The organism is Pelodictyon clathratiforme (assembly GCF_982375515.1).
The window spans coordinates 2693102-2719068 of the sequence record NZ_OZ455102.1 but is presented as its reverse complement, the minus strand read 5'-3'; the positions used below and the strand labels follow the sequence as shown (position 1 = coordinate 2719068).

Here is a 25967-nt window from a genome sequence, read left to right as displayed (position 1 = left end):
AAATAAAATTATGTTAATCCAGAGAATTTTTTATAATTACATCCTCTTTCCGGATCATATCGGCGTATAGCGCAGCCTGGTAGCGCACTTCCTTGGGGTGGAAGGGGTCGTGGGTTCAAATCCCGCTACGCCGACTCTCTTACCTGCATTTTCTTCTCCTGCACGAAATACCCGAAACGCAACTCTCTCTGCTTCTCAAAGAGGAGCGATGTTGCAGCCACTGCGTCAGCTCCGTTTTTTCTGAAGAACTTCCTGGGGACTCCTGCGGTTACTTCTACCTGCAAGGATAAACCAAAGGATGTGCCATGAAACTGCAGGATCTGAATATTGTTGTCATTGGAGCCGGGATAGGCGGACTTGCCGCAGGCGCACTGCTTGCGCGTAAGGGTGCCATGGTTACCGTACTTGAAGCACAGGACTATCCCGGTGGCTGCGCAGCAACCTTTTCCCGAAACGGCTACTGTTTTGATGCCGGGGCAACGATTGGTTGCGGCTTTCATGCAGGCGCTCCGATGGAGAATCTCGGTAAAGAGCTTGGCATTACCTGGCCTGTTGAGCCGGAACCGGTTGCCTGGCAATATCGCCATGGTGCCCTTCATCTCGATCTTCAGCCGAATCGCTTTGACATTCTTGAGCGTTTTCCCCACTCGGCGCCATTCTGGGCAGAACAGAACGCATTGGCAAAACTGCTCTGGCATTTCTCTGAAGGGGGGCTTTCCTGGCCAGTCAAGGGAGTTGGTGATCTTGCCCGTCTTGCCCGTAAAGCTCTTGCCGGATTTTCCGGAACCCGGCATCTGCTGCCATTTGCCAGAAAAACAGCCCGTGAATGGCTTGCTTCGCACGGCCTCGATACGGATCCCGATTTTGTGCGTTTTATTGACGCCCAGCTTCTGGTCTCGGTGCAGACCACCTCAGAGTACGCCAATGCCATCAACGCCGCCATAGCCCTTGATCTGCCGGTTGCAGGCGCATATCATGTCAAAGGAGGAATTGGAACCGTTTCCAGGTTGCTTGCAGCCTCCATTGAAGAGAACGGTGGAGCTGTTCTTTACCGTAAACAGGTTATTCGGATTGATTCGGTAAGAGGGCAGGTGTTTGGCCTTGAAACCTCGGATGGCAGCGCTCTTGCCGCTGATTATGTGCTTGCCAACCTCACACCGGACTCCCTTGATCGCTTCCTTGCATCAGAAGGGGAGCCTCAGGAGGAAAAGAGGGAGAGCCTCCTCTGGAGCGCCTTCACCCTCTATCTTGGCATGGAACCAGCCCTCTTCAGCGCCTTATCATCCCGTCATGTGCAGATTATCGGCAGCAGTGGGGAACTGGCTGAAGGTAACTCCATTTTTGTTTCAGTTTCACCCACTGAAGAATCCGGTCGTGCCCCTGAAGCCCTTTGTGCAGTAACGGTTTCGACCCATACCTCGCCGGAGCGGTGGTTTGAGGCAAAAAAGAGAGGAGAGGCTGCCTACAGGGAGCTGAAGAGTGCCTATACTGCACGGGTACTCGATGTTCTGACAGAGCAGTTTCCCGCCGCCCGCGATGCCATCCACAGTATAACGGCCGCAACACCGGTTACCTGGGAGCGTTATACCGGACGTTTTCAGGGTTGCGTTGGAGGCTATCCCCAGACCTCGCTCTTCAAGGTTCGCGGGCCGCTCACCCGCTTCGACAATCTGTTTTTTGTTGGAGACTCCATCTTTCCCGGTCAGTCGCTTCCCGGTGTGGTGACCGGCGCCCGGCGTACCATCGAGCTTCTCATGCAGCGGCATACAAAAGTGGGGCTTCAGCAACCATAACGGAGTGAAAAATTAATTTTCCGGCAAGGCAATTCTCCAGTGAGCGCCCTCTTTCGTTCGTTCTTTCTTCACTATATTTCCCCTCATGGAAACCTTGTCGAAACTACAGATTCTTTCCGGCGCGGCGCGTTACGACGCTTCATGCGCCTCCAGCGGGAGCAAGCGTGAAGGGCCTGCCTGTGGAACCGGCAATACCTCAAACGGCGGCATCTGCCACTCCTGGTCGGATGATGGCCGCTGCATTTCGCTCCTGAAAATTCTGCTCTCCAACGACTGCCGTTACGACTGCGCCTACTGCGTGAACCGATCCTCCAATTCCGTTGAACGCGCCTCCTTTACAGCACGGGAAGTGGTTGACCTCACCCTTGATTTCTATCGCCGCAACTATATCGAAGGACTGTTTTTAAGCTCAGCCGTCATGGTGAGTCCCGACCATACCATGGAACGGATGGTCAGGGTTGCTGAAATCCTGCGTACCGAAGAGCACTTCGGCGGCTATATCCACATGAAAATCATTCCCGGAAGCAGCAGCGAACTGGTGCGCAAAGCCGGGCTCTATGCCGACCGTATCAGCGTCAATATCGAGCTGCCGTCGCAAACATCCCTCCAGCGACTTGCTCCACAGAAGCACAAGGATGCAATTCTTGCACCGATGGCCTTGATTGGCCGGGAGATAGCCTCCAGCCTTGTCGAGCGCAAAGCGAGCCGCCGTGCTCCCCGTTTCGCTCCGGCAGGCCAGAGCACCCAGATGATCATCGGCGCTAGCCCTGAAAACGACTTCCAGATCCTCTGCCTTTCACAGGGGCTCTACAAAAAAATGAACCTCAAGCGGGTCTACTACTCCGCCTATGTACCGGTCAGTGACGACAACCGCCTCCCCGTGCTTGCCGCACCCCCGCTGTTGCGTGAACACCGGCTCTACCAGGCCGACTGGCTCCTGCGCTTCTACGGATTTTCCGCCGAAGAGATCCTGTCGGACGAGGCCCCGAATCTTGATGAATCATTTGATCCCAAGACCGCATGGGCCCTGCGCCATCCGGAATTTTTCCCGATCGAGATCAACCGCGCCGACTACGGAACCCTGCTGCGCGTACCGGGTATCGGCGTCGTATCGGCCCGCCGCATCATCGCCGCCCGCCGCTTTTCAGCCATCACCCCGGAAGGGATGAAAAAGATCGGAGTGGTCATGAAACGGGCAAAATATTTCATCACCTGTTCAGGCAGAAGTTTCGAAAAACCCGACCGGCCAGCCGCTCTTCTCCGCCAGCAACTGCTCCTTGGCGAAAGCCCGGCACCGGCACTTTCAACACAACTGGTTCTTCCCGGTATTTTTTCCTGAAACCATGAACCGATACCTCTACGACGGCACCGCCGACGGCCTTCTCTCCGCAATTGCCTGGATTCTTGAAGAGGAACCTGACCCGGAACAGGTTGCCCTCGCAGAGCGCCAGGACACCCTCTTCGAAGATGGCTTCTTTATCGGCACCGATACCACCCAGGCCGAAGATCTCTTTTTCCGGCTCCGCAAACAGGCCCCCGACGCCGCCCATACGCTCTACTCCTTCATGCTTGCCGAAAAAGAGGAGATGGAAAGCAGCCTGCTCCACTATCTTGCACTCGCCTTCATCCACGGAGACAAGGTCAACGGCTACCTCACCCATCCATCGGTGCGCGACATTGTCGCTGTTGCCAAAAAAGCAGGCAGGGAACTCCACCGCATGAAAGGGCTCCTGCGCTTCGAAAAACTCCAGGACGGAGCGTACCTCGCAAAAATGGAGCCCGACCATAACATCATCCATCCCCTCGCCTGGCACTTCAGCCGCAGGCTCCGGGCGCAGCACTGGTTCCTCTACGACGTCCGTCGCCGCACCGCCGCCCGCTGGAATCAGGGCACACTCCAGTTCGGTACCATCGAACAGTTCACCGCCCCCGCCCTCTCAGACGACGAAAAAAAGGTACAGGCCCTCTGGCAGGCATTCTTCAAAACCATCGCCATCCCCGACCGCAAAAACCCCCGCCTCCAGAAATCCAACATGCCCATGAAATACTGGAAATATCTGACCGAGAAGCAGGAGGAGTGAACTCTTATGCAAAACCACGAGTAAGCCTTATACGCTTTTTTTTATTACATTTTGTGGAAGAAGAGAGGGATACACAATATTTCCGGGAAAAGAAAAGGTGATACAACAGCTATCGATTAAAAATCTTACGGTCTTTCCGGAAGCAGATTTCAAGTTTGGCCGCAATCTCAATGTGATTATCGGCGAGAACGGTACAGGGAAAACACATTTGCTGAAAATCCTTTATTCTGTCTTAGCCGTGAGTGCAGAGGCAAAAAGAAAATCAAACTCTTTATCGCCAACCAAGTCACTTTATCAAATACAATTGGCTGAAAAACTTGTCAACGTTTTCAGGCCAGAGCAACTTGGACGGTTAGCCAGAAGAAAGCAGGGCCGAGAACGGTGTGATATTAATATCTCGTTTACTCAATCCGTTTTTGATATTGCATTCAGCTTTGCGACACAGAGCAAGTCTGAGGTCAGCATAGAAAAACTCCCTGATACGTGGCTTGATATCTCTCCTGTTTACTTGCCCACAAGTGAATTATTGACGATTTATCCCAATTTTGTATCAGTATATGAAGGGCATTATCTCGAATTTGAAGAGACCTGGAGAGATACGTGCATACTTCTTGGCGCATTGTTGCAAAAAGGGGCGAAAGAGAAGAGAATCCGGGAATTACTTGAGCCTCTTGAAGCTGCCATGGGCGGCCAGATTGAACTCGACAAGAACGGTCGCTTTTATTTAAAAAGTATCAATGGTCGTATTGAAATTCCCTTGCTTGCTGAAGGGTATCGTAAGCTTGGTATGTTATCAAGATTAGTTGCAACAGGAGCGCTTCTCGATAAAGGCTATCTCTTCTGGGATGAGCCCGAAGCAAATCTTAATCCAAATATCATTAAAGGTGTTGCTAAAAGTATTCTTGATTTAAGCGTTTCAGGTATTCAGATTTTTATTGCTACCCATAGTCTTTTTCTTCTGCGAGAAATAGAAATACTGTTATCAACTCTTGCATACAAAGAGGTAGAAAGCCGTTTTTTTGGCCTCCATGAAACATCTGATGGAGTTGTTGTTCAACAAGGAAGCAGTACTGATGATGTGGGTGACATCACTGCTCTTGATGAAGAGTTGCAGCAATCAGACAGGTTTCTGAAGATGGGTTCTGAAGATGGGTTCTGAAGATGCAGCAATATAATGTTGATGGCTTGATTTTTGACTTTCCGGATGGTTGGAAAGTCAGCCGGTATGATGATTGGTCTTTTTATCGAAATCAATTTTCAAAAATGTGGGAAGGTATCAAAGCCGTAGACCTTCTTGCACTTGATCCCTCTTATTCACTCTGGTTGATTGAGGTAAAAGATTATCGTGTACATCGCCGAACAAAACCCTCTGAATTGTCTGAAGAAATTGCCCGGAAAGTTTATGATACTTTAGCCGCCCTACTTCCGGCGAAGGTAAACGCCAACGATAGTCATGAAAAGATAATCGCGATTGCCGTGCTGGGATGTCAGAAGTTGCATGTTATCCTGCACCTTGAGCAACCAAAACAACATTCAAAACTCTTCCCTCGTGCAATTGATCCGGCTAATATCCAACAAAAAATCAGGAAGCTACTCAAACCAATAGATGCGCATTCGCGTGTTGTTGAAACTACCCGGATGGAATTGCTTGAATGGAGAGTATGTTGATTTTCAGGTTGAACAGCATCCCTTCAAGGGCAAAAAATATCCCTCGTTGCCATGCAAGAGCTGCAAATATCACAAGCAAGCAGAGCGAAACGATAGCAACCAATATTCTTTTCAGCGGCCCGAACGGCTGCGGATAATCCTCTGTATTGCGGGCAATGGCTGCATAGTCGCAAGACACTGCCAAAAGGCAGTGCCGATCGTGAATGGCTGCAACGATGGGGAGAATTGCTTCTTGAGGGTGACTCAATGTGCCATTTCGTTGTAATTATCCGGTGATAAACTGGTTCCTGATTCGGATTGTTTACATTCAGCAGTGTAGTGATTCAGAATTGCATACACTTAACCAAGCAACAGATACGAAGCGATGAACACTCAAGAACTGATAACTGAAGTAATGTCACTGCCTGTTGAAGATCGGGCGCTGATAGTGGATTACTTGCTGAAAAGCCTCAATCATGGTGAACCTGATATTGAGAAAACTTGGGCAGAAGAGGCACAACGCCAGCTTGAAGAGCTGCGTTCTGGAAAGGTTCGCGCTATTCCTGGAGATGTAGTTCTCAACAATCTGAGGAAACGGTTTTATCAATGAAGCACTCTTTACGCCACCTCCGTCAAAATATTGACAAACTCATCCGGGCGTGACCAACGTGAAATGGTTGACAATGGCTCTACCAGCTTAAAGTCTTCATCTCTCCAGCAAAATTACCTGGTCAGTGACTTTCTGATTTTTTTTGGATCACCACGCAAGTCCAGAACTCTCCAGACGACAGCAACCGAACCATCCTCCACAAGTTTGTAGTAAATGGCATAAGGAAATCTTTTGGATAACATCCGGTAATAGCCAAAAATTGCAGGATGAACCCCGCCATATAGCGTCAAGGAATCAATATCAGAGAAGAGAGAATCAAAGAAGTACTCTCCCAATCCTTCGCCCTGTTTTTCATAGAAGAACCTCCCGTCAGTCAAATCACCCAGTGCGGAAGAGAGTAGTCTGATTTTCATTCGAATCGTTTTCGGAGTTCGATTTTCGCCTTTTGCCAATCTACAGACTGTTCTTGCCCTGTTGCCAGTCGATGTTCTGTTTCCTGCAAAGCCTGCTTATGCCAGTCAGGAGATACCAGTGATTCCTCTTCATGCGTCAGATCGTCCCAGATAGCTTCCATGATCCTCAATTTTTCCACTCTGGAGAGGTGCGTAATTTCAATGGTGTTTTGCATAACATGGAGATCAAATTTTTTTTATCCTAAAAGTCCCGCCATTGTGCCGTTTTATCTGCGAAAGCAATAAGCTTCGGAGCGAGCCTTAATACACACAATGTACGAACATCAATGGAAAATATCTTAATCGTAAAGGCTTGAGTCACAGAGATGGTAAATTCTGACGAGTTTTCATTTCAGTGCTGCGCGAACCTGTGCAAGTGCATCAGCCAGAGGAATAACCAAGGTTGTGCCATTTTCAATCTCGGTCATCCTTTGTTCGGTTTTCAAGTGCCCATGCCTCCTCAATTTCGGCATCTTCGTCAAGACTGGCGAGCAAAAGCTGGGCAAAAGCTGCACGTTCAGCGGCTGAAAGTTTCAGCGCTTCCTTCAAGCAATTCAAGTCGATTTCCCATAGTGCTCATGCCTCTCTGTCGTGATCATAGCCCTTCCTTTTCAAATAGATAAGAGTTTGTTGCAAAATTCACAATCAGCTTGATCCGAAACGCTCCCCCACATCACTCCCGCTTCAGTTGATGGGCGTCGGTAAAGAAGCGGCGGTAGCCTTGCTGCACAATCAAAAATGAGGTCACGGCTACAGCTCCGGTTATGGCGCAGAGTATGGCAATCTGGTAGCGCACGGCGATGATGGGTTCTGTCCCTGAAAGAATCTGGCCGGTCATCATACCGGGGAGGGCTACGATTCCGGTGGCGGCCATCGTGTTGATGGTTGGGCGCAAAGCCGCACTGTAGGCATTTCGGATAGCCTCCTGGGAGGATTGCCGGGAGGTGGCTCCAAGAGAGAGTGCGCATTCAATCTCTTCACGCCGTTCATGCATTTCTGCAGAGAGCCGTTCGGCAGCAAGGCTTGCACCGTTCATGGCGTTACCGAAAATCATCCCTGCCAGAGGGATGAGATAGCGGGGATCGAACCAGGGCGAGTAGCCGACTACGAGGAGACAGAAATAGAAGGTTACCCCTCCGCAGCCAATGATAATGGAACTTCCTACTACACGATAGAAATTCGGCATTCGTTTTTTAATCCGCGATCCCGCAACCTGGAGCGAAAAACCGGCCATCGCGAACAGCATGAGCACCACCGGCAGGGGAGAATTGATGGCAAAGAGCAGATGCAGCAGGTAGCCGACAGCGATGAGTTGCAAGAGCATACGCATTGAACTCCAGAGAAGCTGTTTTTCGTGGCCAATCTGCTGCAGGCGTGCAAGGGCCAGCGCAAGCAGAATCAGCGCGTAAGCGTAGACCAATTGGATCACATCCAGAGGAATGATGTTCGGATTGTTCATGAGGAAGATGGTTGTGCTCTCTCAGGTTGTGTCAGAAAATTGCTGAATGCAGTTGTCTGGGGCATTGCGAGCATCTTTGTGCAAATGCCCTGTTCCACAATGTGGCCCGCTTCGAGGTAGATCAGGTGATTGACGATATGTTCAGCAAGATAGAGGTCGTGGGTCACCACAAGAATGGCGAGATGTTCATGGTGGCAGATGTTGCTCAGTGTGCTGGCCAGATGTGCCGTTGAAGGGCGATCGAGGGCGCTGGTGGGTTCATCGAGCAAAAGTACCTCTGGATGGTTGACAAGCGCACGAGCCAGATTGACTCTCTGTTGTTCACCACCGGAAAGGGAGCGGGCATCCCGATCCAGCATCTTCGCAGGGAGTTGAACGAGATCAAGAACCCGGGCAATTTCGAGGCTTTCGGCTGAAGGTGGAACCACACCCCGAAAAAGGAAGGGGCGTTGCAGGTTCTCAAGAAGTGTGCCTTCAAACATGAAGGGCTTTTGCAGCACCATGGCAACTTTTCGACGCAGCAGCAGCGGGTCTATGGTTGCAATATTTTGCCCATTCAGGAGAATCGTACCCACTGAAGGATCGTCAAGGCGGTTGCACAGTCGAATCAGGGTGCTTTTACCGCTTCCTGAAGCTCCGATTATTCCGGTTATCTCCCCCTTTCGGGCAGTAAACGATATTTGGTCAAGAATGAGCATCGTTGTACCTGCAGGGCTCAGCTTTGTTACCCCGACATCAATGAACTCAACATAAGGGTCGGTGCCGGATTTGTGTTGCTGATGCATGTTCATAGAACGATCAGGGTAAATGGAAATAACTTCTCATTTTCAGAAAGGTTAAAGCGCTCATTAAAAAGTCATGACGTAATTTGTCACCGGAAGGCGGAGCCGTGCAGAGAGACGCTCAAAGCAGATTGAGCAAGATTCTTTCTGCTTCTGACCAGGGAAGTCTGCGACCGGCTGTTCTCATTTTCTCTATTGCATCAAGGGTTTGCTGTACGGTTACTATGTTGTGTTCCACCATAGTTCGGAGTAACCAAATTGTCCCCATTGTCGAAACCTCTTCTGATAAAGCAACTTTCCTTAACTGTTTATCGCCAGTGAGCAATGGGCAGCCTTCTTGTTTTGCTAAAGCCAGAGCAAGATAATCGTTGTGACTTGGGCCTTTTCCGTATTTTTTTAAAAGATTTACGGCGTATGCAACATATTCTCCTGTAATTTCAAGCAGGCATAATCCAATTAATTCAAGTCCCGGGGTGCCGGGTTCTATCTCCTCCCTGTAGAGTATATCCGGTATTGCAATACGAATTGGAAGTTGAAACAGTCTCTCCAGGAGATCACCGGACTCCATGTCGATCAGAATGTTTGCGTCACTGATGAGGAGCATCATCCGCTGTTTCGAGTTGGCGTTGTTTGTAAAACGACATCATCGGGATACCAAGCAATTCGGCGGCTTTGGATTCCGGGATGCAGTGTTCACCGAGTGCACGGTAGACCAGTTGTTCAAAGAGTTTCGGGTTTTCCTGTGGTACGGGCTCTTCCGGTTCAAGTTTGCGCCATCCTTTTGCTGAAAACCGTATCGTCATTGAACGGTAAAGCGCTTCAGTTATAACATCGCATTGTTTTGCACGCATAAGCCACCCAGCCATAGAGAGCCCGAATTCGTGCTTGAGGGTGTAGATCTCTTTCCATTCCAAGGCGTCACGGTGCTGACCAAGCAGGCGGGTTACGGCAACGGCAGGAGCAAGGAAAGCTCCGGCAAAACGGTTGCAGGCTTTTTCCTCATCAAGGTTATCAGCAAGACGACCTGAGAGCAAGAGATGAGCCAATTCATGCGCCAGTGTAAAACGTTGCCGATCTCCCGGCCAGCGTGCTGACACCACAATAATGGGATAGGTTCGGCCATCATTTGTTCGGGCTGTAGCTTTTAAACCTGAAAATCCAGGATGAATATTGTTGACAACGATGACCAGAAGCCCGCAAGCTTCAAATGTGTCGCATACATCCGGTATCGGATCCATGCCGAGCATCCATGCGTTGCGTACCTGGTCAGCAATCGCTTCGATCTGGTCAAGGTTTTCTATGTGTTCCGGAAGGCCAGCAGGAAGCTCGAATGCAGGGATAGGGGAGTCTGGAAATGAACCAAGAAGTTCTACCCGCTTTTCAACCAGATCAATGACTTTGATGGTCAGCTCTTCTTGTGCTGTTTTTCCAAAGGTTGATAACTTGCGGAACTCAGGATTGACCAATTCAACGGTATGCGAACGGAAAAAATATTCAGTGCGTACTCCGCAGGCCTGAGCAAGTTTCAACAATATCGACGATGACGGGGTAATGATGCCCTTCTCATACTTTTGGATAGCGGTGTGGGTGACCCCAATTTTCGCTCCCAATGCAGCCAATGTCAGCCCTGCCGCCTGACGAGCCTGTCGTATACGGTGTTCAATCATGGTGCCCTGCTTTATCGTAGGCTCGGTTTAAAATGCGTGCAAATCTTAAAATAATTTAAACTCAATCTATACAGCAGGGCTCGTTTTTCCAAATGGTAATGATGACTCAGATCTGAAGCTACTTGAAAAGTTGCACCCATTATTCTAAAGTAACAAACATCCCAGTTCATTTGTTTGCTGTGGATTTTACGAATATCTTGTCCTTATGTAATGTGTTGCTTAAGAGATACAAGGCATCATCACCTTCTACCCACAGAAAATGTTCCACACAAGCGCCATCAAACGGATCAGTTCACTCGAAGACAATGGATGAGCACACTTTCGCCCGGTATACCCGGCACACTTTCCCCGGAATACTCAATCACTCTTCGTTCACGCATGATCAATCATCTTTCTCATGAAGTTGATGGCACCTTATACGGCATGAATAAAACCAGATACTCCGATTATGACCCTGAAAGTAACAGCAGAAAAGGCAATTGCGGCCTATGGTGGGCGTGAGCTCTGGCAGAACGCAAAACGGGTTGAGGTCGAGATGAGCGCTTCCGGACTTGCGTTTACCCTGAAAGGGCGACCGTTTTTCCATCATGCCAAAATGGTTCTCGATGCTCACCGGCCATTTACCTCTTTGACCCCGATCGGGCGCAACCCTGCTGTCAGGGGAGTTCTTGATGGTCTCGATGTCCGTCTGGAGGATGAACAGGGCAAGGTCATTGCAGATCGCCGGAATGCTCGGGATTATTTCAAAATCGGCAGAAGGCTCTTCTGGTGGGATGACCTTGATATGAGCTATTTCGCCAACTACGCGTCATGGAATTATTTTACTCTTCCGGCTTTGCTGATGAGTGAGGAGATCCTCTGGAAGGAGCTTGAGCCGGGATTTCTGGAGGCACAGTTCCCGGACGCGATTCCCACACACAGCCGGGTGCAGCAGTTCAGGTTTGACCTCCAGACCGGCCTCCTGATTCAGCACGATTATACGGCACAAATCATTAGCCCGCTTGCTATCGCATCCAATGTTGTGTTGCAGCACGCAAAAAACAGTACAGGACTTGTTTATCCGTCAATAAGGCGGGTAACCCCGAAGGGGCCGAAGGGTAAGCCGTTTGGCGCTCCGGTTTTGATTCGTCTCGATATTCACGATTACCGGGTGATCATCTCTCATTGATAAGTCGTTCAATCTGGTTGACCATGTAAAAGGGGATGTTGACCAGCCGTCAGGTTTGGCAGTAAATCTACCACTTTAATTCAATTTTTGTATTAATATGTGCCATCTTAATACAAGATGCTGCGTTATTTCGCCAAAAGGCAGGTGAAAGAGCGGTTTCCCCTTACCCTTGTTCTGTGATGATGCTGCAAGGAGTTTTCTTTTCGAATTGCTACTTTGTACTCAAGAGGGGAGGCTGTTGCAGGAGCTGTTGTAACCCGTTAACGCGTCAGCAAAACAGAGAGCCATGGCAATTCTGGCAATAGATCAGGGCACCACAGGCACCACCTGTGCACTCTATGAGCGTGAGGGTCAACTCATAGTGAAGACGTACCGTGAGTTAACCCAGTTCTACCCCCAGGCGGGGTGGGTGGAGCACGATCCAGAAGAGATCTGGCAGAGTGTTGTGCAGTGCGTCAGGGAGCTGAGGGCGCACGCTGCACAGCCTATCACCGCCATCGGTATCACCAACCAGCGCGAAACCACCATTCTTTGGGACAAAAACACGGGCAACCCGGTGCATCATGCCATTGTCTGGCAATGCCGACGGACGAGCGAGCTGTGCCAGCGGTATGCTGCGCAACGAGAGCTGATCACCGCCAAAACCGGTCTTCCACTCGATGCCTATTTCAGCGCCACCAAAATCCGCTGGATTCTTGACCACTATGCTGATCTGAATCCCGAAACCCTTCTTTTCGGTACCGTTGACAGTTGGCTGCTCTGGAAACTGACCAACGGAGCGGTACATGCTACCGATTTCACCAATGCCTCCCGAACGCTGCTGTTCAATATCAGGGAGAAGCGGTGGGATGATGAGCTGCTCGATATTTTTGCCATCCCGAAATCCTTGCTGCCGGAAGTGAGAAACTCCATGGATGATTTCGGCAGGGTAACGGCCCTGAAGGAGCTTGACGGTCTACCGATTGCCGCAATTGCCGGCGATCAGCAGTCTGCACTTTTCGGGCAATGCTGTTTTGAGCCGGGGAGCGTCAAGAATACCTATGGTACCGGCTGCTTCATGGTGATGAACACAGGTGACACCTTTATTCAGTCACAGCATGGTCTGCTCACAACGCTTGCTCTCAATGCCGCAGGCAAACCCTGTTACGCGCTTGAGGGATCGGTTTTTATTGGCGGAGCGGTGATTCAGTGGCTGCGCGACGGGTTGCAGCTTATTCATCATGCCGCCGAATCTGAAGCGATGGCACGGGAGGTCGGGAGCAATGGAGGGGTCTCTATGGTTCCAGCCTTTGTCGGTCTTGGTGCACCGCACTGGAATATGGAGGCGCGGGGCACTCTTGTCGGGCTGACGCGAGGGACAAACAGAAACCATATTGTTCGTGCAGCGCTTGAATCGATTGCCTTGCAGTCATGCGATGTTTTCAGGGCGATGGTTGCTGATACCGGAATCTTTCCGAAAGCGCTCATGGTTGACGGGGGAGCGGTGAGTAACGCTTTTCTGATGCAGTTTCAGGCTGATCTGCTTGATATCCCGGTTCTGGTACCACAGAATATTGAATCGACCTCTCTCGGGGCCGCCTTCCTTGCCGGATTGCAGACCGGCATATGGCAGTCAGGCGCGGAGCTGCAAGCATTGCAGCAGGTAGAACGCAGATATATGCCCACAATGAAGCCCGAGGCAAGAGAGCTGCTCCTTATGGAGTGGCAGAAAGCGCTTCGCCAGACGATCACGACATAATGCAACAATATTGACCATTGAATGATTATGACACATTCCATCGAACAAGGTGTCGGAAGCGGTAAAACGGTAACCTGCCCGATATGCGGGGAGCTGTTTACCTGTGCGCTTTCGTCAACATGCTGGTGTGCCAGCAGGAAGGTTCCGGCAGAAGTGACAGAGTATCTTGCCGGTCGTTACGAAACATGTGTTTGCAGCGCCTGCCTCGATCGTCTTATTGAGCAGGCCGGTTCGGGCGAAAGCCCCTGATCTTCTGACAGGCTTGAAACTCAATGTGAATTCAGTTGATATGCAGTCACTGATCATGTACATTAGGTCATTGAAACTGTAACAGCAAAACATGTGCCATGAAAAAGGAAACAATCACGATACTCGGGTGCGGCTGGCTCGGGCTGCCGCTTGCACAAGCGCTCGTTAAAGAGGGCTATTCGGTCAAGGGATCGACCACGAGGGAGGAGAAGCTTGAAGCCCTTCATGATGCAGGCGTTGAGCCCTGGCTTGTACGGCTTGACCCGGAGGTGAACGGCGACGATATTGTTGCTTTTCTGCAAAGTGATACCCTTATTGTTAACATCCCCCCTCTGCGGCGCGACGATATTGTTGAGTACCATATTGAGCAGTTTTCCTCACTGATCGATGCACTTGGTCAGTCACCGGTGCGTTCTGTGCTGCTGGTCAGCTCCACGTCGGTTTATCCGGCTCTCAACCGGGAGGTTACCGAAGAGGATGCTGTTGATCCTGAATCTCTTGCCGGTCAGGCGCTGCTCCTTGTCGAGGAGATGCTGATGCAGGAGAGCGCTTTTCAGACAACGGTACTGCGTTTTGGCGGTCTTATCGGTTATGACCGTAATCCGGCAAAGTATCTTGCCACTATGGCAGAGATTGCGCATCCCGATCAGCCCATGAACCTCATTCATCGTGACGATTGCATCAGGATCATCACGGAAATCATTCGTTTGAAACAGTGGGGCGAGGTCTTCAACGCTTGCAGCCCGCTTCATCCCCTGAGAAAGGAGTACTACGGCAGGGCGGCTGAAATTGCCGGGTTACCAGCAATTCCCCTTTCCCAATCCGTCGAAACAGCACCCTATAAAGTGGTGAACAGTGAGAAGCTGATCAGTGCATTGCACTATCATTTTCTCTATCCCGACCCGGTTGTGCAATTGGGATAAAAAAATGGCTGCCTGCCAATAAATCTCTTGCACCCGCTCGAAATTGAGCGTTTCGAGCTCCTCACGGAAACAGAGGTCAGTATCGTTAGTGCACTGGCCGAATCCGCGCCGGGTGCCTTACGGCAGGAGTATCCTTGCTGTGGTATGGAACAGATCGCTATGGTGATTGGGCTGTGGAGTGAAAAGGCTCTTCTCAGACGCTCCATTCGTGTACAGGAATGCTAAAGGCTCTTTATTCAAACAGCGTTAAAATCATTGACGGTTATTGAATTATTTTTTTAGATTCGGTTGAACTGTTCTTTTTTTACTGATGAAGCAGGATACCCCATTACAAGGGGTTTAATAGGGAATCACGTGAAAATCGTGAGCTGACGCGCAACTGTAAAGCCGATCACGTGTTGTGCAGCGTTATACCACTGTTCCGTTTGATGCGGAATGGGAAGGTGCTGCACAACCGGCAAGCCAGGAGACCTGTCCCGCTTCTTTTCTTGTAACATGCTTTCGCGGACCAGAGCATTTATGAGCGATTACAGCTTCAGGCTCTTCTTCCTGCAGGCTCTTATCCCTCTTACTATTCTTTTCCCCGCGTAAGCATACAAAACGGTTGGTCAATACACCACAGACGTATGCTTACAAACACACTTGGTTATCCTCGTATCGGCGCCTCCAGAGGCATGATCTTTATGTTCGGCGCATTTCCTGAACGCTACGCCCTGCTCGGGTGGCAGCTCTCTTTTTGCGTTCAGATGGCGCTCAGCCGCTGACAGGGAAAACGTTTTTATTAATCAGCAATAAGATAGTTACCATGGATGCCACTGTTTTTCAGGAAATGATCAAGCGTGACGGACGTAAAGTGCCGTTCGATGCTGAAAAGATTGTATATGCTGTTTTTCGTGCATTGCGGGCCGTTGGAAAGGCTGATCGTACGAAAGCTGCGGGCATTGCCAGGGATGCCATCAGGGAGCTTGAGAGCGCGATGAATGGCAATGTTCCTTCGGTTGAAGAGATGCAGGATATGGTGGAAAAAACCCTTTTTCTGCATCGGGAGTTCGATGCGGCTAAAGCCTATATCATCTACCGGCACCAGCATCAGTATATGCGAGATGCGAAAGAGATGTTCAGCAATATTGACGTTGTCGACAGCTATCTCGATATCGAAGACTGGAGGGTGAGGGAGAGCGCCAACTCCTCCTGGTCGTTGCAGGGGCTCAATCAGCATATCTCGACTATTGTCAGTGCCCAGTACTGGCTGAATCGCATTTACCCTCCAGAGATCAGCGATGCGCATACCTCAGGGCTCATGCATATCCACGATCTGGGGTTCCTGAGTGTCTATTGCGTCGGCTGGGATCTTGAGGATCTTCTGATCAGCGGTTTTATGGGCGTTGAGGGGCACGCGGCAAGCAAGCCGGCAAGGCACCTGCGCTCGGCGCTCGGCCAGATCGTCAACTTTTTCTATACCATGCAGGGGGAGGCCGCCGGCGCGCAGGCGTTTTCGAACTTCGATACCCTGCTTGCCCCCTTCATCAGATACGACCGACTCGATTATGACGGGGTGAGGCAGTGTCTGCAGGAGTTCTTTTTCAATATGAACGTGCCGACCAGGGTTGGGTTTCAGACTCCCTTTACCAATCTGACCCTCGATCTCAGGGTGCCTGCAATGCTGAAAGACAGGGCTGTCATTATAGGCGGCAAGCTGATGGATTGCACATACGACGATTTTCAGCACGAGATGGATCTGTTCAATCGCGCCTATGCCGATGTGATGCTCGAAGGCGATGCGAACGGCGCTGTTTTTTCCTTTCCCATCCCGACCTATAACATCACGAAGGATTTCGACTGGGAGAACCCGCTCTATGACGGGATATGGAAAATGACGGCGCGTTACGGAATTCCCTACTTTTCTAACTTCGTGAACTCGTCGATGAACCCTGATGATGTGCGCAGCATGTGCTGCCGACTCCGGCTCGACAAGCGCGAACTGCAGAAAAAGGGCGGGGGTCTGTTCGGGTCGAACCCTTTGACCGGTTCTGTCGGTGTCGTGACCATGAACCTGCCGAGAATCGGTTACGAGTCGAAAGGGGAGGCTGAGTTGTTCGAACGGCTTTCGCATACAATGGAACTGGCCAAAAGCAGTCTTGAAATCAAACGGAAAGTTGTCGAGCGTCTTACCGAGGAGGGACTCTATCCCTACTCCCGTTTTTATCTGCGCAATCTCCGCCAGAAAAACGGCCGCTACTGGGACAATCACTTTTCGACCATCGGTATCACCGGCATGAACGAGTGCTGCCTGAACTTTCTCGGTTGCACGATAGCCGAGCCAGAGGGTCGCCGATTCGCCCTTCAGGTGATGGATTTCATGCGGGAAAAACTGGCGGTTTTCCAGGAGGAGAGCGGCACTATCTACAATCTCGAAGCCACTCCAGCCGAAAGTACAGCTTATCGTCTTGCACGCATCGATAAATCCCGTTACCCGGATATCGTTACGGCCAACGAATCTGCTGTGAAGAACGGCGCGGAGCCTTATTATACCAATTCGACGCAACTGCCGGTCGGTTATACTGACGATCTTTTCGAAGCGCTCAGGCTTCAGGATGAGTTGCAGTCGCGTTATACGGGAGGAACGGTATTCCATGCCTTTATCGGCGAACGCGAGCTTCCCCCCGAGGGTGTCAAGCGTTTTGTGAAGAGGGTGACCGATAATTTTACCTTGCCCTACATAACGCTCTCCCCGACATTCAGTATCTGTCCGACACACGGATATCTGTTCGGCGAGCATGAATGCTGTCCCAAATGTGCAGTATCGGGCATCGAGCGACGTTGCACCGTCTATACGCGAATTGTCGGTTATCTCAGGCCTGTCCGCCAGTGGAATCCGGGAAAACAGAGCGAGTTTTTCGATAGAAAGCTGTTTGCTGTGGGGATGGTCGAGGAAGAGTCGCTGTGTGCAGAGGAGGGTCATTGATGCAAAAACATCCGTTTAAAAGCGAGGGAGTGAGACAGGAACTTCCCGTAGGAGGCTATATCCCCCAGAGTTTTATCGATTATCCCGGGCTTATAGCTGCGGTGATTTTTACCGTTGGATGCAATTTCCGCTGTCCCTACTGCCACAATCCTGAACTGGTCGATCCGGTGAGAAGCGGCGGGAACCATCAGATTCCGTTTCATGACGTGGTCCGGCTTGTCGAACGTAATCGCTCCTGCCTTGATGCGGTTGTTGTGACCGGGGGAGAACCGGCCATGCATGAGTCCCTTCCGGAATCGCTCCGGACGTTCAGGAAGCTCGGTCTGCTTGTCAAGCTTGATACCAACGGCTCCTATCCGGATATGATCGACCTGCTTCTCCGGGAGCGGCTCGTTGACTGTGTCGCTCTCGATATCAAGGCGCCGTTACAGTCCCGGCGCTATGAGGAGGTTATCGGGATTCCCTGTTCCGGCGCGATGATGAAGTGTATTGAGCGCTCATGCTCGCTTCTTCTGAGTTCCGGTATCGATGTGGTTTTCCGGAGTACCCTTCTGAAGGGGATTCATGCTTCTGAAGATGTTGATGCTATGGCGGCTGTGTCGGGAAACCGTCTTGTTCTTCAGCGATTCAGGCCGGACAGAACGCTCAGGCCACTTGCGGCAGGGGTATTCAGCGATGGAGAGCTTCATGCTCTGGCTTCCCGTTTCAACTGCGTGATCTGCAGTTTCGGCTTATGACGCTGAAACAGCGCGCGCGTTTTTGATTGGTATGGCTCTGGAGCCCGGAAGCCTATGCCATGCACATGACCGTTGCTGCTGCCGTTACGGCTGTTTTTTTTTGCAATGCCGATAAAAAAAGGGAACTTGATCTGTTGCGGTTGCCGCATTGACCATTCATTATATCGATGAGAGCCCTGTTATGACTGATATATCGCCACAAACGAAGAAAGAGACGAGCGACAAAACGAAACAAGCCGAAAGCCTTTTCAAGTCATTTATGAAAGAGCAAGGGCTGCGTTGTACAACGGAACGCATTGCCGTATTGCGAGAACTCTATCAATCAAATACTCATCTTGACGCCGACGAGATTTTTATCAGCCTTAAAAAGAAGCAGGTAGGCATTTCGCGCGCCACCGTCTATCATACCCTTAACCTGCTGTTTAAATTTAATCTGGTTTCCAAAATTGATCTTGGCCACAAGCACGCCCATTATGAAAAATCCTATGGGGCGACCAACCATCTGCATATCATCTGTGAAAAATGCGGCAATATTGTTGAGGTTTCAGACTGTGGAGTCTCCGAACTGCTCGAAAAGGTGTGCAGGGAAAATGGCTTTGAGCTGGGCAGCTTCACTCTCCAGGTTTTCGGAAAATGTGTTGGCGACTGTGTTGAAGAGAGCCTGAAACAGAAGTGATCAGAGGAGGAATCCTGATTTTTTTTATGCGGCACGCAGATAGGTAGGGATAACCAAGCACGATGCCGATTTCATGAGGCGTTGTCCCCGATTCAAACCTTTAAATTAAAAAAGATTATTTATAATCGATCTAAATAAGTCGAAAAACTGTTTCCTGATAACTCCAATCATCTGTTTATGAACCTCTTTTTGAAATCCACGGCTTTTATCTGCATTGCTCTTCTTTCTTCTTCCTCTCTTTTTGCTGTCGAAGAGAGCGGTCAAGGTACCGCTCTTGTCAAAGGGCTCTCTTTTTCCGGTCTGCTGGAGGTAGAAGGCGCATATCAGGATGCTGACGGGGAGAGCTCATCGGATCTTTCTCTTGCGACAATCGAGTTGGGGGTTGAGGCAAAGGCGACGGACTGGCTGAGTGCCCGCACCACTCTTCTCTACGAACAGCATGGCGATGATCGTATTCTTGTTGATGAGGCCAGCATGAAAATGAAGCGCGATGACTCTCCTTTTTTTGTAAAGGCGGGTCGTTTTACGCAGTCGTTTGGAAATTTTGCCACAGGGATGATTTCGGATCCGACAACGCTCGAGTTGGGCGAGACCAAACATCACGCATCGCTGCAGACAGGGTATGAAGGAGGGGGTGTCTCGGCTTCGCTCACTCTCTTTAAGGGCGATCTGCAAAAAGCGGGGAAGGATGAAATCAATACTTTTGTCGGGGCTCTTGCCATTGCCGGCGAGGCAAGCGAGCGGTTTGCATATGAAATCGGTGGTTCGTACTGCAGCAATATGGGGGATACCGATACGCTCCAGGATGATTTTGAGATGGCTCACTTTACAACGGCTGATTATGTAGGCGGCTATAGTCTATTCAGTCGTTTCCGGTTTGGCAGTGTTGAGGTCAGGAGTGAATATCTCGCTGCCGCAAAGCGCTTTGTCGATGGGGAGCGGTTGGGATTAAAGCCTGCGACATATAATGTTGAGGCAGGCTATGATCTTGCCGAATCCCTCCATCTTGCCTTGCGCTATGCCGGAGCTGAAGATTTTAATGTTGAAAAGCAGTATGGAGCAACACTTGCCTGTGATCTCTCTGAAAAAGCGACACTGGCTCTCGAATACCTTCACAACAGCAATGATGACGGGAGCAACAGCGATGCTGTGACGGTTCAGCTTGCTATGGGCTTTTGAAATACACGATAACATAATCACAGGGAGTGAGATGATGGTTCCGTTAGGTTTTTTGAATGGGCTTTTATCCGGGTGAGGTGGTAGAGGTGTTGCGTCTGCTCAAACCAAAACGACCTTTTTTCGATGACTTTGCACATGCCTGGTTTCTTTCATGAAGAGTACGTTATCCTGCCCGGATCCGTATATGTCAATTCGGGCAGGATTTTATTTTTCGCTACAGGATAAATTCCAGATCATATCCTTCGCTTTCCACGATAAACGTATCGAACTTCCGAAGAAAAGCGGCGGTTTTAACCGGATCAATCAATCGCAGCCAGGCCACGCCAACCGGTTGATTTTGCCATCCGAGCAGGATGGTCTCTTTTTTTTGGGGATCGATGCCCTCGCTGCACCTTCTGATAATGCGCAGCAGGGCGCTGAGTGCGCTGTGATGCAGAAAGGCCTCGTCCCAACTGTCAAGCCCGTTTCCCGATTCAGAGATGAAATGCAGCTCATTCATAGCCTCTACGATGCCGTAATGGAAAATCGCCGCATAGTCGTGCGCATCAAGCTCAATTGTGCTGTAAATTGTGTACGCTTTGTCCTGAAGCCGTACCCGGTTTATTCGTCCGGTACGGTAAATCGAGAGGTCGCGGTGTTCCGCATTGTTGTCGTCAATAAGGATGTATTGAACATTCATGGCTGATCCTTGAGGGTAGAGAACCTTTAATCCAGTGCCCGGGTTTTCTCTTTTTTATGGAATTGTGATAAAGTAGCTATCTTTAAGGATTATTTTTTCGCTGTTATATTTTGCCGTGTGCGTATCAGGAGATGATGAAACGGGGTATTCACAACAATTTTACCGATAGAGACAAGAATGGAAGGAAACTTTTCGAATAGAGTACAGGATGTCATCCGCCTCAGCCGGGAGGAAGCTCTCCGGTTGGGTCATGACTATATTGGTACTGAGCATCTTCTCCTTGGCCTCATCAAGGAGGGAGAGGGTATCGGTGCCAGAATATTAAAAAATCTCAAGATAGACCTTTTTGGCCTCAAACTGAAAATAGAGGAAAGCACCCATCAACGGGTTGCCGAGGCGCAGATGGGCAATGTTCCCCTGACCAAGCAGGCTGAGAAGGTGCTGAAAATCACCTATCTCGAAGCAAAAATCTGCAAGTCGAATGTTATCGGCACCGAGCATCTGCTGCTCTCGATCATGAAAGGGGATGATAATATCGCCGCCCAGATTCTCGAACAGTTTGGTGTGACCTATGACCTTGTCCGCGATGAACTCCTGAGCATCACCAGCAGCAGGAGTGAGTCGGAAGAGCCCCCTATGGAGGGTTCCTATTCGTCAGGAGGAACTGAACGCCCCTCCAAAAGGCCGGAACAGAGAAAAGGCGAGAGAACCAAGACTCCCGTACTCGATAATTTTGGCCGTGACCTTACCCGTCTTGCCCTTGATGACAAGCTTGACCCGATCATCGGTCGTGAAAAGGAGATTGAGCGTGTTGCCCAGGTGTTGAGCCGCCGTAAAAAGAACAATCCGGTACTTATTGGAGAACCAGGCGTAGGCAAAACGGCTATTGCCGAAGGTCTTGCCCTCAAGATTGTACAGCGCAAGGTATCGAGGGTTCTCTACGACAAGAGGGTAGTTGCCCTCGATCTGGCAGCTCTTGTTGCCGGCACCAAATACCGGGGTCAGTTCGAGGAGCGTATGAAAGCGCTTATGAACGAGCTGGAGCGGTCGCGTGATGTGATTCTCTTTATCGATGAGTTGCACACCATTGTTGGTGCCGGGGGCGCTTCCGGTTCCCTTGACGCAAGCAATATTTTCAAACCGGCGCTTGCCCGCGGTGAATTGCAGTGTATTGGAGCAACCACGCTTGACGAATACCGTCAGTTTATAGAAAAAGATGGCGCCCTTGACCGGAGATTCCAGAAAATCATGGTTGAGCCCACCTCGGTTGACGAGACCATCCAGATCCTCAACAACATCAAGTCGAAGTATGAGGTTCATCACCATGTCAACTATTCGGGAGACTCCATCGAGAAGGCGGTCAAGCTTTCCGAGCGCTATATTACCGACCGTTTCTTGCCCGACAAGGCCATTGATGTCATGGATGAGGCTGGCGCAAGGGTGCATTTGAGCAACATCCATGTGCCTGCGGAGATTCTTGAACTTGAAAAATCCATTGAGGAGATCAAGGCGGAGAAGAACCAGGTCGTGAAAATGCAGAATTTTGAGGAAGCAGCGCGGCTGCGTGATAAGGAGAAACACCTGATTGATGCCCTTGACCTGGCCAAACAGGAGTGGGAGGACAGGGCAGCCGAAAGCGTTTATGATGTCACCGAGGCTGATATTACCTCTGTGATTGCCATGATGACCGGTATTCCGGTGGCAAGGGTTGCACAGTCGGAATCCAAAAAGCTGCTCTCCATGGAGGCCGATCTTACAAAAGAGGTTATTGGTCAGGACGAGGCTATCAAAAAGATCACCAAGGCGATACAGCGTACACGTGCAGGGTTGAAAGATCCCTCACGTCCGATCGGCTCCTTTATTTTTCTTGGTCCTACCGGTGTCGGCAAGACGGAGCTTGCCAAAGCGCTCACCCGTTATATGTTCGACACCGAAGATGCACTGATTCGCGCCGACATGAGCGAGTATATGGAAAAATTCTCCGTCAGTCGTCTTGTTGGAGCGCCTCCGGGCTATGTTGGCTATGAAGAGGGCGGTCAACTGACCGAAAAAGTGCGCCGCAAGCCCTACTCGGTTGTGCTTATTGATGAGATTGAAAAAGCGCATCCTGATGTCTTCAACATCTTGCTCCAGGTGCTTGATGAAGGGGTTTTGACAGACGGCATGGGAAGAAAGGTCGATTTCCGCAACACCGTCATCATCATGACCTCGAATATCGGAGCCAAAGACATCAAGAGTTTCGGAGCAGGATCCGGCATGGGCTTTACCGCGCCTGATGATGCAACCGGAAATTACAAGGCGATGAAATCAACCATTGAGGATGCTCTCAAACGGGTTTTCAACCCCGAGTTTCTCAATCGTATTGATGACATTATTGTCTTTCATCCGCTTGAAAAACAGCATATTTTCAAAATCATCGACATTACTGCCGGCAAGCTCTTCAAAAGGCTGCATGACATGGGTATCGAGGTTGAAATTGATGAAAAAGCCAAGGAGTTCCTTGTCGATAAAGGCTATGACCAGAAATATGGCGCCCGTCCTCTGAAAAGGGCTCTGCAGAAGTATGTCGAAGATCCCCTTGCCGAAGAGATGCTCAAAGGGCGATTTATCGAAGGAAGCGTCATCCGTATTGCTCTCGATGAAACGGAGAATGTCCTCACCTTTCTTGATGGGGCGGTTCCGGTCAATGAAGGAGAAGGGCTGGCGAAAAAGGAGTAAATCATCTCTTTTTTCAGTCGGTTTTATTCTCTTGCCCGGGAACACTGCTTGAATAAGGGTAGTGTTCCCAAAGGGAAAAGCAGACCAGACCTGGATGGGTTATAATTTCAAAAATCAACGGTTTGGTAGATGAATTTCAGCTTTCATGAACTCGCCGAAGATGAGCTGATATCAACGGTAGAATATGACGAAGAAGTATGATGTGGGAAGAATTAGAGATAATAAAAAAGAGATATCTTGAAATGGGATTATCAGAGGCCATTGATTATGAAAAGTTTTCAATGATTTCGATTGTGTATAATTCCACCAAAATTGAAGGCTGTTCATTAACTGAGAATGATACTAAATTATTGTTGGAGAATGATATTACAGCAAAAGGAAAACCATTGACTGACCACATGATGGTTAAAGACCATTATGCAGCATTTATGTTTCTTAAAGAGATTTCAAAGCAGAAACAAAAGATAAGTATTGATTTGATAAAACAAGTTGCGGGACTTGTCATGAAACATACTGGTGGATTGGTCAATACAATGTCAGGGACATTTGATACTTCATTGGGAGATTTTCGAAAGGCTCAAGTCTATGTAGACAGAAAATATTTTCCTGATTTTTCCAAGGTTGAAAATTTGTTGCTTAAACTTATTGACAATGTTAACCAAAGACTCTATAAAGTTTCTGATAATGAGATTTTAAAGCTATCTGCTGATATTCATTATAATTTGGTTAATATTCATCCTTTTGGGGACGGAAATGGGCGGACATCAAGATTAATGATGAATTACATACAAATGTATCATCAAGAGCCTTTAATTAAAATTTTTACAGAGGATAGAGCTGAATATATTGACGCATTAAATAAAACCGAAGAGCTTGAGGATATTTCAATATTCAGGGATTTTATTTGTAGTCAACAGATTAAGTTCTATAAGTCCGAGATAAAAAAGTTTAAGCAAAAGGATAAAGGATTTTCTTTGCTGTTTTAGACAACCCGTTACCCTGTGCTTTTTTGCAAAACAACGAGAGTAACGGGGAATTTGCTTTTACGCTTGCGGAGCAGGCGGATGATCTTTCACTGCAAGAAGTGAGCGCTGCAGGAGCTCTTCAGGAAGTGCGTAATCACTCAGTTTTCCGGACATGAAAGCGTCATAACCCTGCAGATCCATCAATCCATGACCCGACCAGTTCATGAGAATAACCTTCTCCTTTCCTTCCTCGGTTGCTTTTTTGGCTTCGCGGATGGTCTGGGCTATAGCATGTGCTGTTTCCGGAGCAGGTATGAACCCCTCAGTATGGGCGAAAAGCATGGCTGCCTCATAACATTCAGTCTGGCCAAGGGAGGTCGCCTCAATTAATCCAAGCTGCTTGACATGGCTGACCAGCGGGGCCATGCCGTGATAGCGTAACCCCCCGGCATGAATCGCTGGAGGAATAAAGCCGTGGCCGAGGCTGTGCATCGCCAGCAGCGGTGTCATTTGAGCCTCATCGCCGTTATCGTAAACATAGGGGCCTCTGGTGAGCGTCGGGCAGGCTTCAGGCTCTGTTGCAATCACCTGAACCTCACGGCCATGAATCTTGTCACAAATAAACGGAAAGCTTATTCCGGCAAAGTTTGAGCCTCCGCCGGCACAACCGATGACGATATCGGGATAAAGCCCCACCTTGTCGAGCTGTTTGCGGGCCTCAAGGCCGATAATGGTCTGGTGCAGCATCACGTGGTTTAAAACGCTGCCAAGTGCATAACGCGTGTCATCATGCTCGACAGCCTGCTCGATAGCTTCGCTGATGGCAATGGCAAGGCTTCCCGGTGTATCGGGCATGGCGGCAAGAATCCTGCGTCCAACAGCAGTCTCTGTGCTGGGGCTTGCAATACAGTCGGCTCCCCAGGTTTTCATCATGATTTTGCGGAACGGCTTCTGATCGAAGCTGATACGTACCATAAAGACCTTGCAGTCGATACCGACAAGCTTGCAGCTCATGGCAAGTGCGCTTCCCCACTGACCCGCGCCGGTTTCCGTGATGAGATGCTTGATGCCAAATTCCTTGTTGTACCAGGCCTGTGCCACGGCGGTATTGGGTTTGTGACTCCCTGCCGGAGAGACCCCTTCGTTTTTGTAAAAAATCTTTGCCGGAGTTTTTAATGCGGCCTCAAGTCGGTGGGCCCGGTAGAGTGGAGAGGGACGCCAGATTTTCAGGATAGCCTGAATCTCCTGCGGAATATCGATCCACCGTTCCGTGCTCATCTCCTGCTCAATAAGGTTCATCGGAAAAACCTTTGCAAGGGCGTCAGGGCCTATCGGATTCCCATCCGGCCCCAAAGGTGGCGGCAGCGGAACAGGCAGGTCAGCCTGAATATTGTACCATTGGCGAGGCATCTCATCCTCGTTCAGCAGGATCTTCGTGAATTCCGAACTCATGATTGTTCTGGTTTGTTGTTAGCTATT

28 protein-coding genes, 1 tRNA gene and 1 riboswitch are annotated in these 25967 nt (G+C 49.7%); of the genes, 18 read left to right on the top strand and 11 right to left on the bottom strand.

The window, feature by feature from the left end:
• The first annotated feature begins 60 nt into the window (after positions 1 to 60).
• Positions 61 to 134 (top strand) — tRNA-Pro (locus tag AC56AD_RS13310).
• Here AC56AD_RS13310 and AC56AD_RS13305 read toward each other — a convergent pair.
• A complete protein-coding gene (locus AC56AD_RS13305) occupies positions 126 to 284 on the bottom strand; it encodes a hypothetical protein (protein ID WP_190274001.1) in 159 nt (52 codons plus the stop codon). The genes AC56AD_RS13310 and AC56AD_RS13305 overlap by 9 nt on opposite strands.
• Before the next feature lie 21 nt (positions 285 to 305).
• Between AC56AD_RS13305 and AC56AD_RS13300 the strand changes: the two genes are divergently transcribed.
• The 5 genes from AC56AD_RS13300 to AC56AD_RS13280 all read left to right on the top strand — a co-directional run bounded on the left by AC56AD_RS13300 (position 306) and on the right by AC56AD_RS13280 (position 5542).
• Positions 306 to 1793 (top strand): phytoene desaturase family protein, encoded by a 1488-nt coding sequence (locus AC56AD_RS13300; RefSeq protein ID WP_012509273.1) that lies wholly within the window; start codon positions 306 to 308, stop codon positions 1791 to 1793.
• 85 nt (positions 1794 to 1878) lie between these two features.
• Positions 1879 to 3132: a putative DNA modification/repair radical SAM protein gene (locus AC56AD_RS13295; RefSeq protein WP_012509272.1), complete on the top strand. Its 1254-nt coding sequence runs from the start codon at positions 1879 to 1881 to the stop codon at positions 3130 to 3132.
• 4 nt (positions 3133 to 3136) lie between these two features.
• Positions 3137 to 3874: a TIGR03915 family putative DNA repair protein gene (locus AC56AD_RS13290; RefSeq protein WP_012509271.1), complete on the top strand. Its 738-nt coding sequence runs from the start codon at positions 3137 to 3139 to the stop codon at positions 3872 to 3874.
• A gap of 97 nt (positions 3875 to 3971) precedes the next feature.
• Complete coding sequence (locus AC56AD_RS13285) at positions 3972 to 5033, top strand: AAA family ATPase (protein ID WP_012509270.1); 1062 nt, start codon at positions 3972 to 3974, stop codon at positions 5031 to 5033.
• A 2-nt stretch (positions 5034 to 5035) separates the two neighbouring features.
• The gene (locus tag AC56AD_RS13280; protein WP_012509269.1) at positions 5036 to 5542 is read left to right on the top strand and encodes a hypothetical protein; all 507 of its coding nucleotides are present in this window, start codon (positions 5036 to 5038) and stop codon (positions 5540 to 5542) included.
• Here AC56AD_RS13280 and AC56AD_RS13275 read toward each other — a convergent pair.
• A complete protein-coding gene (locus tag AC56AD_RS13275) occupies positions 5505 to 5789 on the bottom strand; it encodes a hypothetical protein (RefSeq protein WP_150085716.1) in 285 nt (94 codons plus the stop codon). The genes AC56AD_RS13280 and AC56AD_RS13275 overlap by 38 nt on opposite strands.
• Before the next feature lie 147 nt (positions 5790 to 5936).
• On the opposite strand from AC56AD_RS13275, the gene AC56AD_RS13270 reads away from it, so the two are divergent.
• Positions 5937 to 6131, top strand: a complete 195-nt coding sequence (locus AC56AD_RS13270; protein ID WP_482229379.1) for an addiction module protein — start codon at positions 5937 to 5939, stop codon at positions 6129 to 6131.
• 113 nt (positions 6132 to 6244) lie between these two features.
• On the opposite strand, the gene AC56AD_RS13265 is transcribed toward AC56AD_RS13270, so the two are convergent.
• From AC56AD_RS13265 to AC56AD_RS13235, 7 genes are all read right to left on the bottom strand, one after another.
• Positions 6245 to 6544, bottom strand: coding sequence for a type II toxin-antitoxin system RelE/ParE family toxin (locus AC56AD_RS13265; protein ID WP_012509267.1), 300 nt, complete (start codon positions 6542 to 6544; stop codon positions 6245 to 6247).
• Positions 6541 to 6759, bottom strand: coding sequence for an addiction module protein (locus tag AC56AD_RS13260; RefSeq protein ID WP_012509266.1), 219 nt, complete (start codon positions 6757 to 6759; stop codon positions 6541 to 6543). The genes AC56AD_RS13265 and AC56AD_RS13260 overlap by 4 nt, the downstream gene beginning before the upstream one ends.
• A gap of 238 nt (positions 6760 to 6997) precedes the next feature.
• Entirely contained in the window at positions 6998 to 7141 is a 144-nt protein-coding gene (locus tag AC56AD_RS13255) for an addiction module protein (protein WP_190274000.1), read from the bottom strand.
• Positions 7142 to 7256: 115 nt separating this feature from the next.
• Positions 7257 to 8042: an ABC transporter permease gene (locus AC56AD_RS13250; protein ID WP_012509265.1), complete on the bottom strand. Its 786-nt coding sequence runs from the start codon at positions 8040 to 8042 to the stop codon at positions 7257 to 7259.
• The gene (locus AC56AD_RS13245; RefSeq protein WP_012509264.1) at positions 8039 to 8833 is read right to left on the bottom strand and encodes an ABC transporter ATP-binding protein; all 795 of its coding nucleotides are present in this window, start codon (positions 8831 to 8833) and stop codon (positions 8039 to 8041) included. The genes AC56AD_RS13250 and AC56AD_RS13245 overlap by 4 nt, the downstream gene beginning before the upstream one ends.
• Before the next feature lie 112 nt (positions 8834 to 8945).
• Positions 8946 to 9431: a PIN domain-containing protein gene (locus tag AC56AD_RS13240; RefSeq protein ID WP_041526565.1), complete on the bottom strand. Its 486-nt coding sequence runs from the start codon at positions 9429 to 9431 to the stop codon at positions 8946 to 8948.
• Positions 9412 to 10491, bottom strand: coding sequence for a helix-turn-helix domain-containing protein (locus AC56AD_RS13235; protein ID WP_012509262.1), 1080 nt, complete (start codon positions 10489 to 10491; stop codon positions 9412 to 9414). The genes AC56AD_RS13240 and AC56AD_RS13235 overlap by 20 nt, the downstream gene beginning before the upstream one ends.
• Positions 10492 to 10939: 448 nt before the next feature.
• Between AC56AD_RS13235 and AC56AD_RS13230 the strand changes: the two genes are divergently transcribed.
• The 9 genes from AC56AD_RS13230 (at position 10940) to AC56AD_RS13190 (ending at position 20126) form a co-directional block, all read left to right on the top strand.
• Positions 10940 to 11659 (top strand): hypothetical protein, encoded by a 720-nt coding sequence (locus AC56AD_RS13230; protein ID WP_012509261.1) that lies wholly within the window; start codon positions 10940 to 10942, stop codon positions 11657 to 11659.
• Positions 11660 to 11945: 286 nt separating this feature from the next.
• On the top strand, positions 11946 to 13397 hold the full coding sequence (gene glpK, locus AC56AD_RS13225; RefSeq protein WP_012509260.1) for a glycerol kinase GlpK: 1452 nt from the start codon (positions 11946 to 11948) through the stop codon (positions 13395 to 13397).
• Between the two features lie 27 nt (positions 13398 to 13424).
• A complete protein-coding gene (locus AC56AD_RS13220; protein WP_041526907.1) occupies positions 13425 to 13646 on the top strand; it encodes a cysteine-rich CWC family protein in 222 nt (73 codons plus the stop codon).
• A 98-nt stretch (positions 13647 to 13744) separates the two neighbouring features.
• A complete protein-coding gene (locus AC56AD_RS13215; protein ID WP_012509258.1) occupies positions 13745 to 14569 on the top strand; it encodes an SDR family oxidoreductase in 825 nt (274 codons plus the stop codon).
• A 301-nt stretch (positions 14570 to 14870) separates the two neighbouring features.
• A riboswitch (cobalamin riboswitch) is annotated at positions 14871 to 15062 on the top strand.
• Between the two features lie 133 nt (positions 15063 to 15195).
• Positions 15196 to 15333, top strand: coding sequence for a hypothetical protein (locus AC56AD_RS13210; RefSeq protein ID WP_012509257.1), 138 nt, complete (start codon positions 15196 to 15198; stop codon positions 15331 to 15333).
• A gap of 41 nt (positions 15334 to 15374) precedes the next feature.
• A complete protein-coding gene (locus AC56AD_RS13205) occupies positions 15375 to 17534 on the top strand; it encodes a ribonucleoside triphosphate reductase (RefSeq protein WP_012509256.1) in 2160 nt (719 codons plus the stop codon).
• Positions 17534 to 18271, top strand: coding sequence for an anaerobic ribonucleoside-triphosphate reductase activating protein (locus tag AC56AD_RS13200; RefSeq protein WP_012509255.1), 738 nt, complete (start codon positions 17534 to 17536; stop codon positions 18269 to 18271). Before AC56AD_RS13205 ends, AC56AD_RS13200 begins: the two co-directional genes overlap by 1 nt.
• A gap of 181 nt (positions 18272 to 18452) precedes the next feature.
• Positions 18453 to 18947: a Fur family transcriptional regulator gene (locus AC56AD_RS13195; RefSeq protein ID WP_012509254.1), complete on the top strand. Its 495-nt coding sequence runs from the start codon at positions 18453 to 18455 to the stop codon at positions 18945 to 18947.
• Between the two features lie 177 nt (positions 18948 to 19124).
• Complete coding sequence (locus AC56AD_RS13190; RefSeq protein WP_012509253.1) at positions 19125 to 20126, top strand: LbtU family siderophore porin; 1002 nt, start codon at positions 19125 to 19127, stop codon at positions 20124 to 20126.
• 214 nt (positions 20127 to 20340) lie between these two features.
• Here the strand turns inward: AC56AD_RS13190 and AC56AD_RS13185 are convergent, their stop codons facing one another.
• Entirely contained in the window at positions 20341 to 20805 is a 465-nt protein-coding gene (locus tag AC56AD_RS13185) for a hypothetical protein (RefSeq protein ID WP_012509252.1), read from the bottom strand.
• A 177-nt stretch (positions 20806 to 20982) separates the two neighbouring features.
• Between AC56AD_RS13185 and AC56AD_RS13180 the strand changes: the two genes are divergently transcribed.
• Together AC56AD_RS13180 and AC56AD_RS13175 are read left to right on the top strand one after the other, a co-directional pair.
• Positions 20983 to 23523: an ATP-dependent Clp protease ATP-binding subunit gene (locus AC56AD_RS13180; protein WP_012509251.1), complete on the top strand. Its 2541-nt coding sequence runs from the start codon at positions 20983 to 20985 to the stop codon at positions 23521 to 23523.
• Positions 23524 to 23720: 197 nt separating this feature from the next.
• Entirely contained in the window at positions 23721 to 24509 is a 789-nt protein-coding gene (locus AC56AD_RS13175; RefSeq protein ID WP_223293928.1) for a Fic family protein, read from the top strand.
• A gap of 57 nt (positions 24510 to 24566) precedes the next feature.
• Here AC56AD_RS13175 and AC56AD_RS13170 read toward each other — a convergent pair whose 3' ends face one another.
• On the bottom strand, positions 24567 to 25940 hold the full coding sequence (locus AC56AD_RS13170) for a TrpB-like pyridoxal phosphate-dependent enzyme (protein WP_012509249.1): 1374 nt from the start codon (positions 25938 to 25940) through the stop codon (positions 24567 to 24569).
• Positions 25941 to 25967: the final 27 nt, after the last annotated feature.

Bases quoted from the DNA above. Each gene is read 5' to 3' on its own strand.
- AC56AD_RS13300 (WP_012509273.1), top strand. From the start codon at position 306: ATGAAACTGCAGGATCTGAATATTGTTGTCATTGGAGCCGGGATAGGC.
- AC56AD_RS13295 (WP_012509272.1), top strand. From the start codon at position 1,879: ATGGAAACCTTGTCGAAACTACAGATTCTTTCCGGCGCGGCGCGTTAC.
- AC56AD_RS13290 (WP_012509271.1), top strand. From the start codon at position 3,137: ATGAACCGATACCTCTACGACGGCACCGCCGACGGCCTTCTCTCCGCA.
- AC56AD_RS13280 (WP_012509269.1), top strand. From the start codon at position 5,036: ATGCAGCAATATAATGTTGATGGCTTGATTTTTGACTTTCCGGATGGT.
- AC56AD_RS13270 (WP_482229379.1), top strand. From the start codon at position 5,937: ATGTCACTGCCTGTTGAAGATCGGGCGCTGATAGTGGATTACTTGCTG.
- AC56AD_RS13265 (WP_012509267.1), bottom strand. From the start codon at position 6,544: ATGAAAATCAGACTACTCTCTTCCGCACTGGGTGATTTGACTGACGGG.
- AC56AD_RS13260 (WP_012509266.1), bottom strand. From the start codon at position 6,759: ATGCAAAACACCATTGAAATTACGCACCTCTCCAGAGTGGAAAAATTG.
- AC56AD_RS13250 (WP_012509265.1), bottom strand. From the start codon at position 8,042: ATGAACAATCCGAACATCATTCCTCTGGATGTGATCCAATTGGTCTAC.
- AC56AD_RS13245 (WP_012509264.1), bottom strand. From the start codon at position 8,833: ATGAACATGCATCAGCAACACAAATCCGGCACCGACCCTTATGTTGAG.
- AC56AD_RS13240 (WP_041526565.1), bottom strand. From the start codon at position 9,431: ATGATGCTCCTCATCAGTGACGCAAACATTCTGATCGACATGGAGTCC.
- AC56AD_RS13235 (WP_012509262.1), bottom strand. From the start codon at position 10,491: ATGATTGAACACCGTATACGACAGGCTCGTCAGGCGGCAGGGCTGACA.
- AC56AD_RS13230 (WP_012509261.1), top strand. From the start codon at position 10,940: ATGACCCTGAAAGTAACAGCAGAAAAGGCAATTGCGGCCTATGGTGGG.
- glpK (WP_012509260.1), top strand. From the start codon at position 11,946: ATGGCAATTCTGGCAATAGATCAGGGCACCACAGGCACCACCTGTGCA.
- AC56AD_RS13220 (WP_041526907.1), top strand. From the start codon at position 13,425: ATGACACATTCCATCGAACAAGGTGTCGGAAGCGGTAAAACGGTAACC.
- AC56AD_RS13215 (WP_012509258.1), top strand. From the start codon at position 13,745: ATGAAAAAGGAAACAATCACGATACTCGGGTGCGGCTGGCTCGGGCTG.
- AC56AD_RS13210 (WP_012509257.1), top strand. From the start codon at position 15,196: ATGCTTACAAACACACTTGGTTATCCTCGTATCGGCGCCTCCAGAGGC.
- AC56AD_RS13205 (WP_012509256.1), top strand. From the start codon at position 15,375: ATGGATGCCACTGTTTTTCAGGAAATGATCAAGCGTGACGGACGTAAA.
- AC56AD_RS13200 (WP_012509255.1), top strand. From the start codon at position 17,534: ATGCAAAAACATCCGTTTAAAAGCGAGGGAGTGAGACAGGAACTTCCC.
- AC56AD_RS13195 (WP_012509254.1), top strand. From the start codon at position 18,453: ATGACTGATATATCGCCACAAACGAAGAAAGAGACGAGCGACAAAACG.
- AC56AD_RS13190 (WP_012509253.1), top strand. From the start codon at position 19,125: ATGAACCTCTTTTTGAAATCCACGGCTTTTATCTGCATTGCTCTTCTT.
- AC56AD_RS13185 (WP_012509252.1), bottom strand. From the start codon at position 20,805: ATGAATGTTCAATACATCCTTATTGACGACAACAATGCGGAACACCGC.
- AC56AD_RS13180 (WP_012509251.1), top strand. From the start codon at position 20,983: ATGGAAGGAAACTTTTCGAATAGAGTACAGGATGTCATCCGCCTCAGC.
- AC56AD_RS13175 (WP_223293928.1), top strand. From the start codon at position 23,721: ATGATGTGGGAAGAATTAGAGATAATAAAAAAGAGATATCTTGAAATG.
- AC56AD_RS13170 (WP_012509249.1), bottom strand. From the start codon at position 25,940: ATGAGTTCGGAATTCACGAAGATCCTGCTGAACGAGGATGAGATGCCT.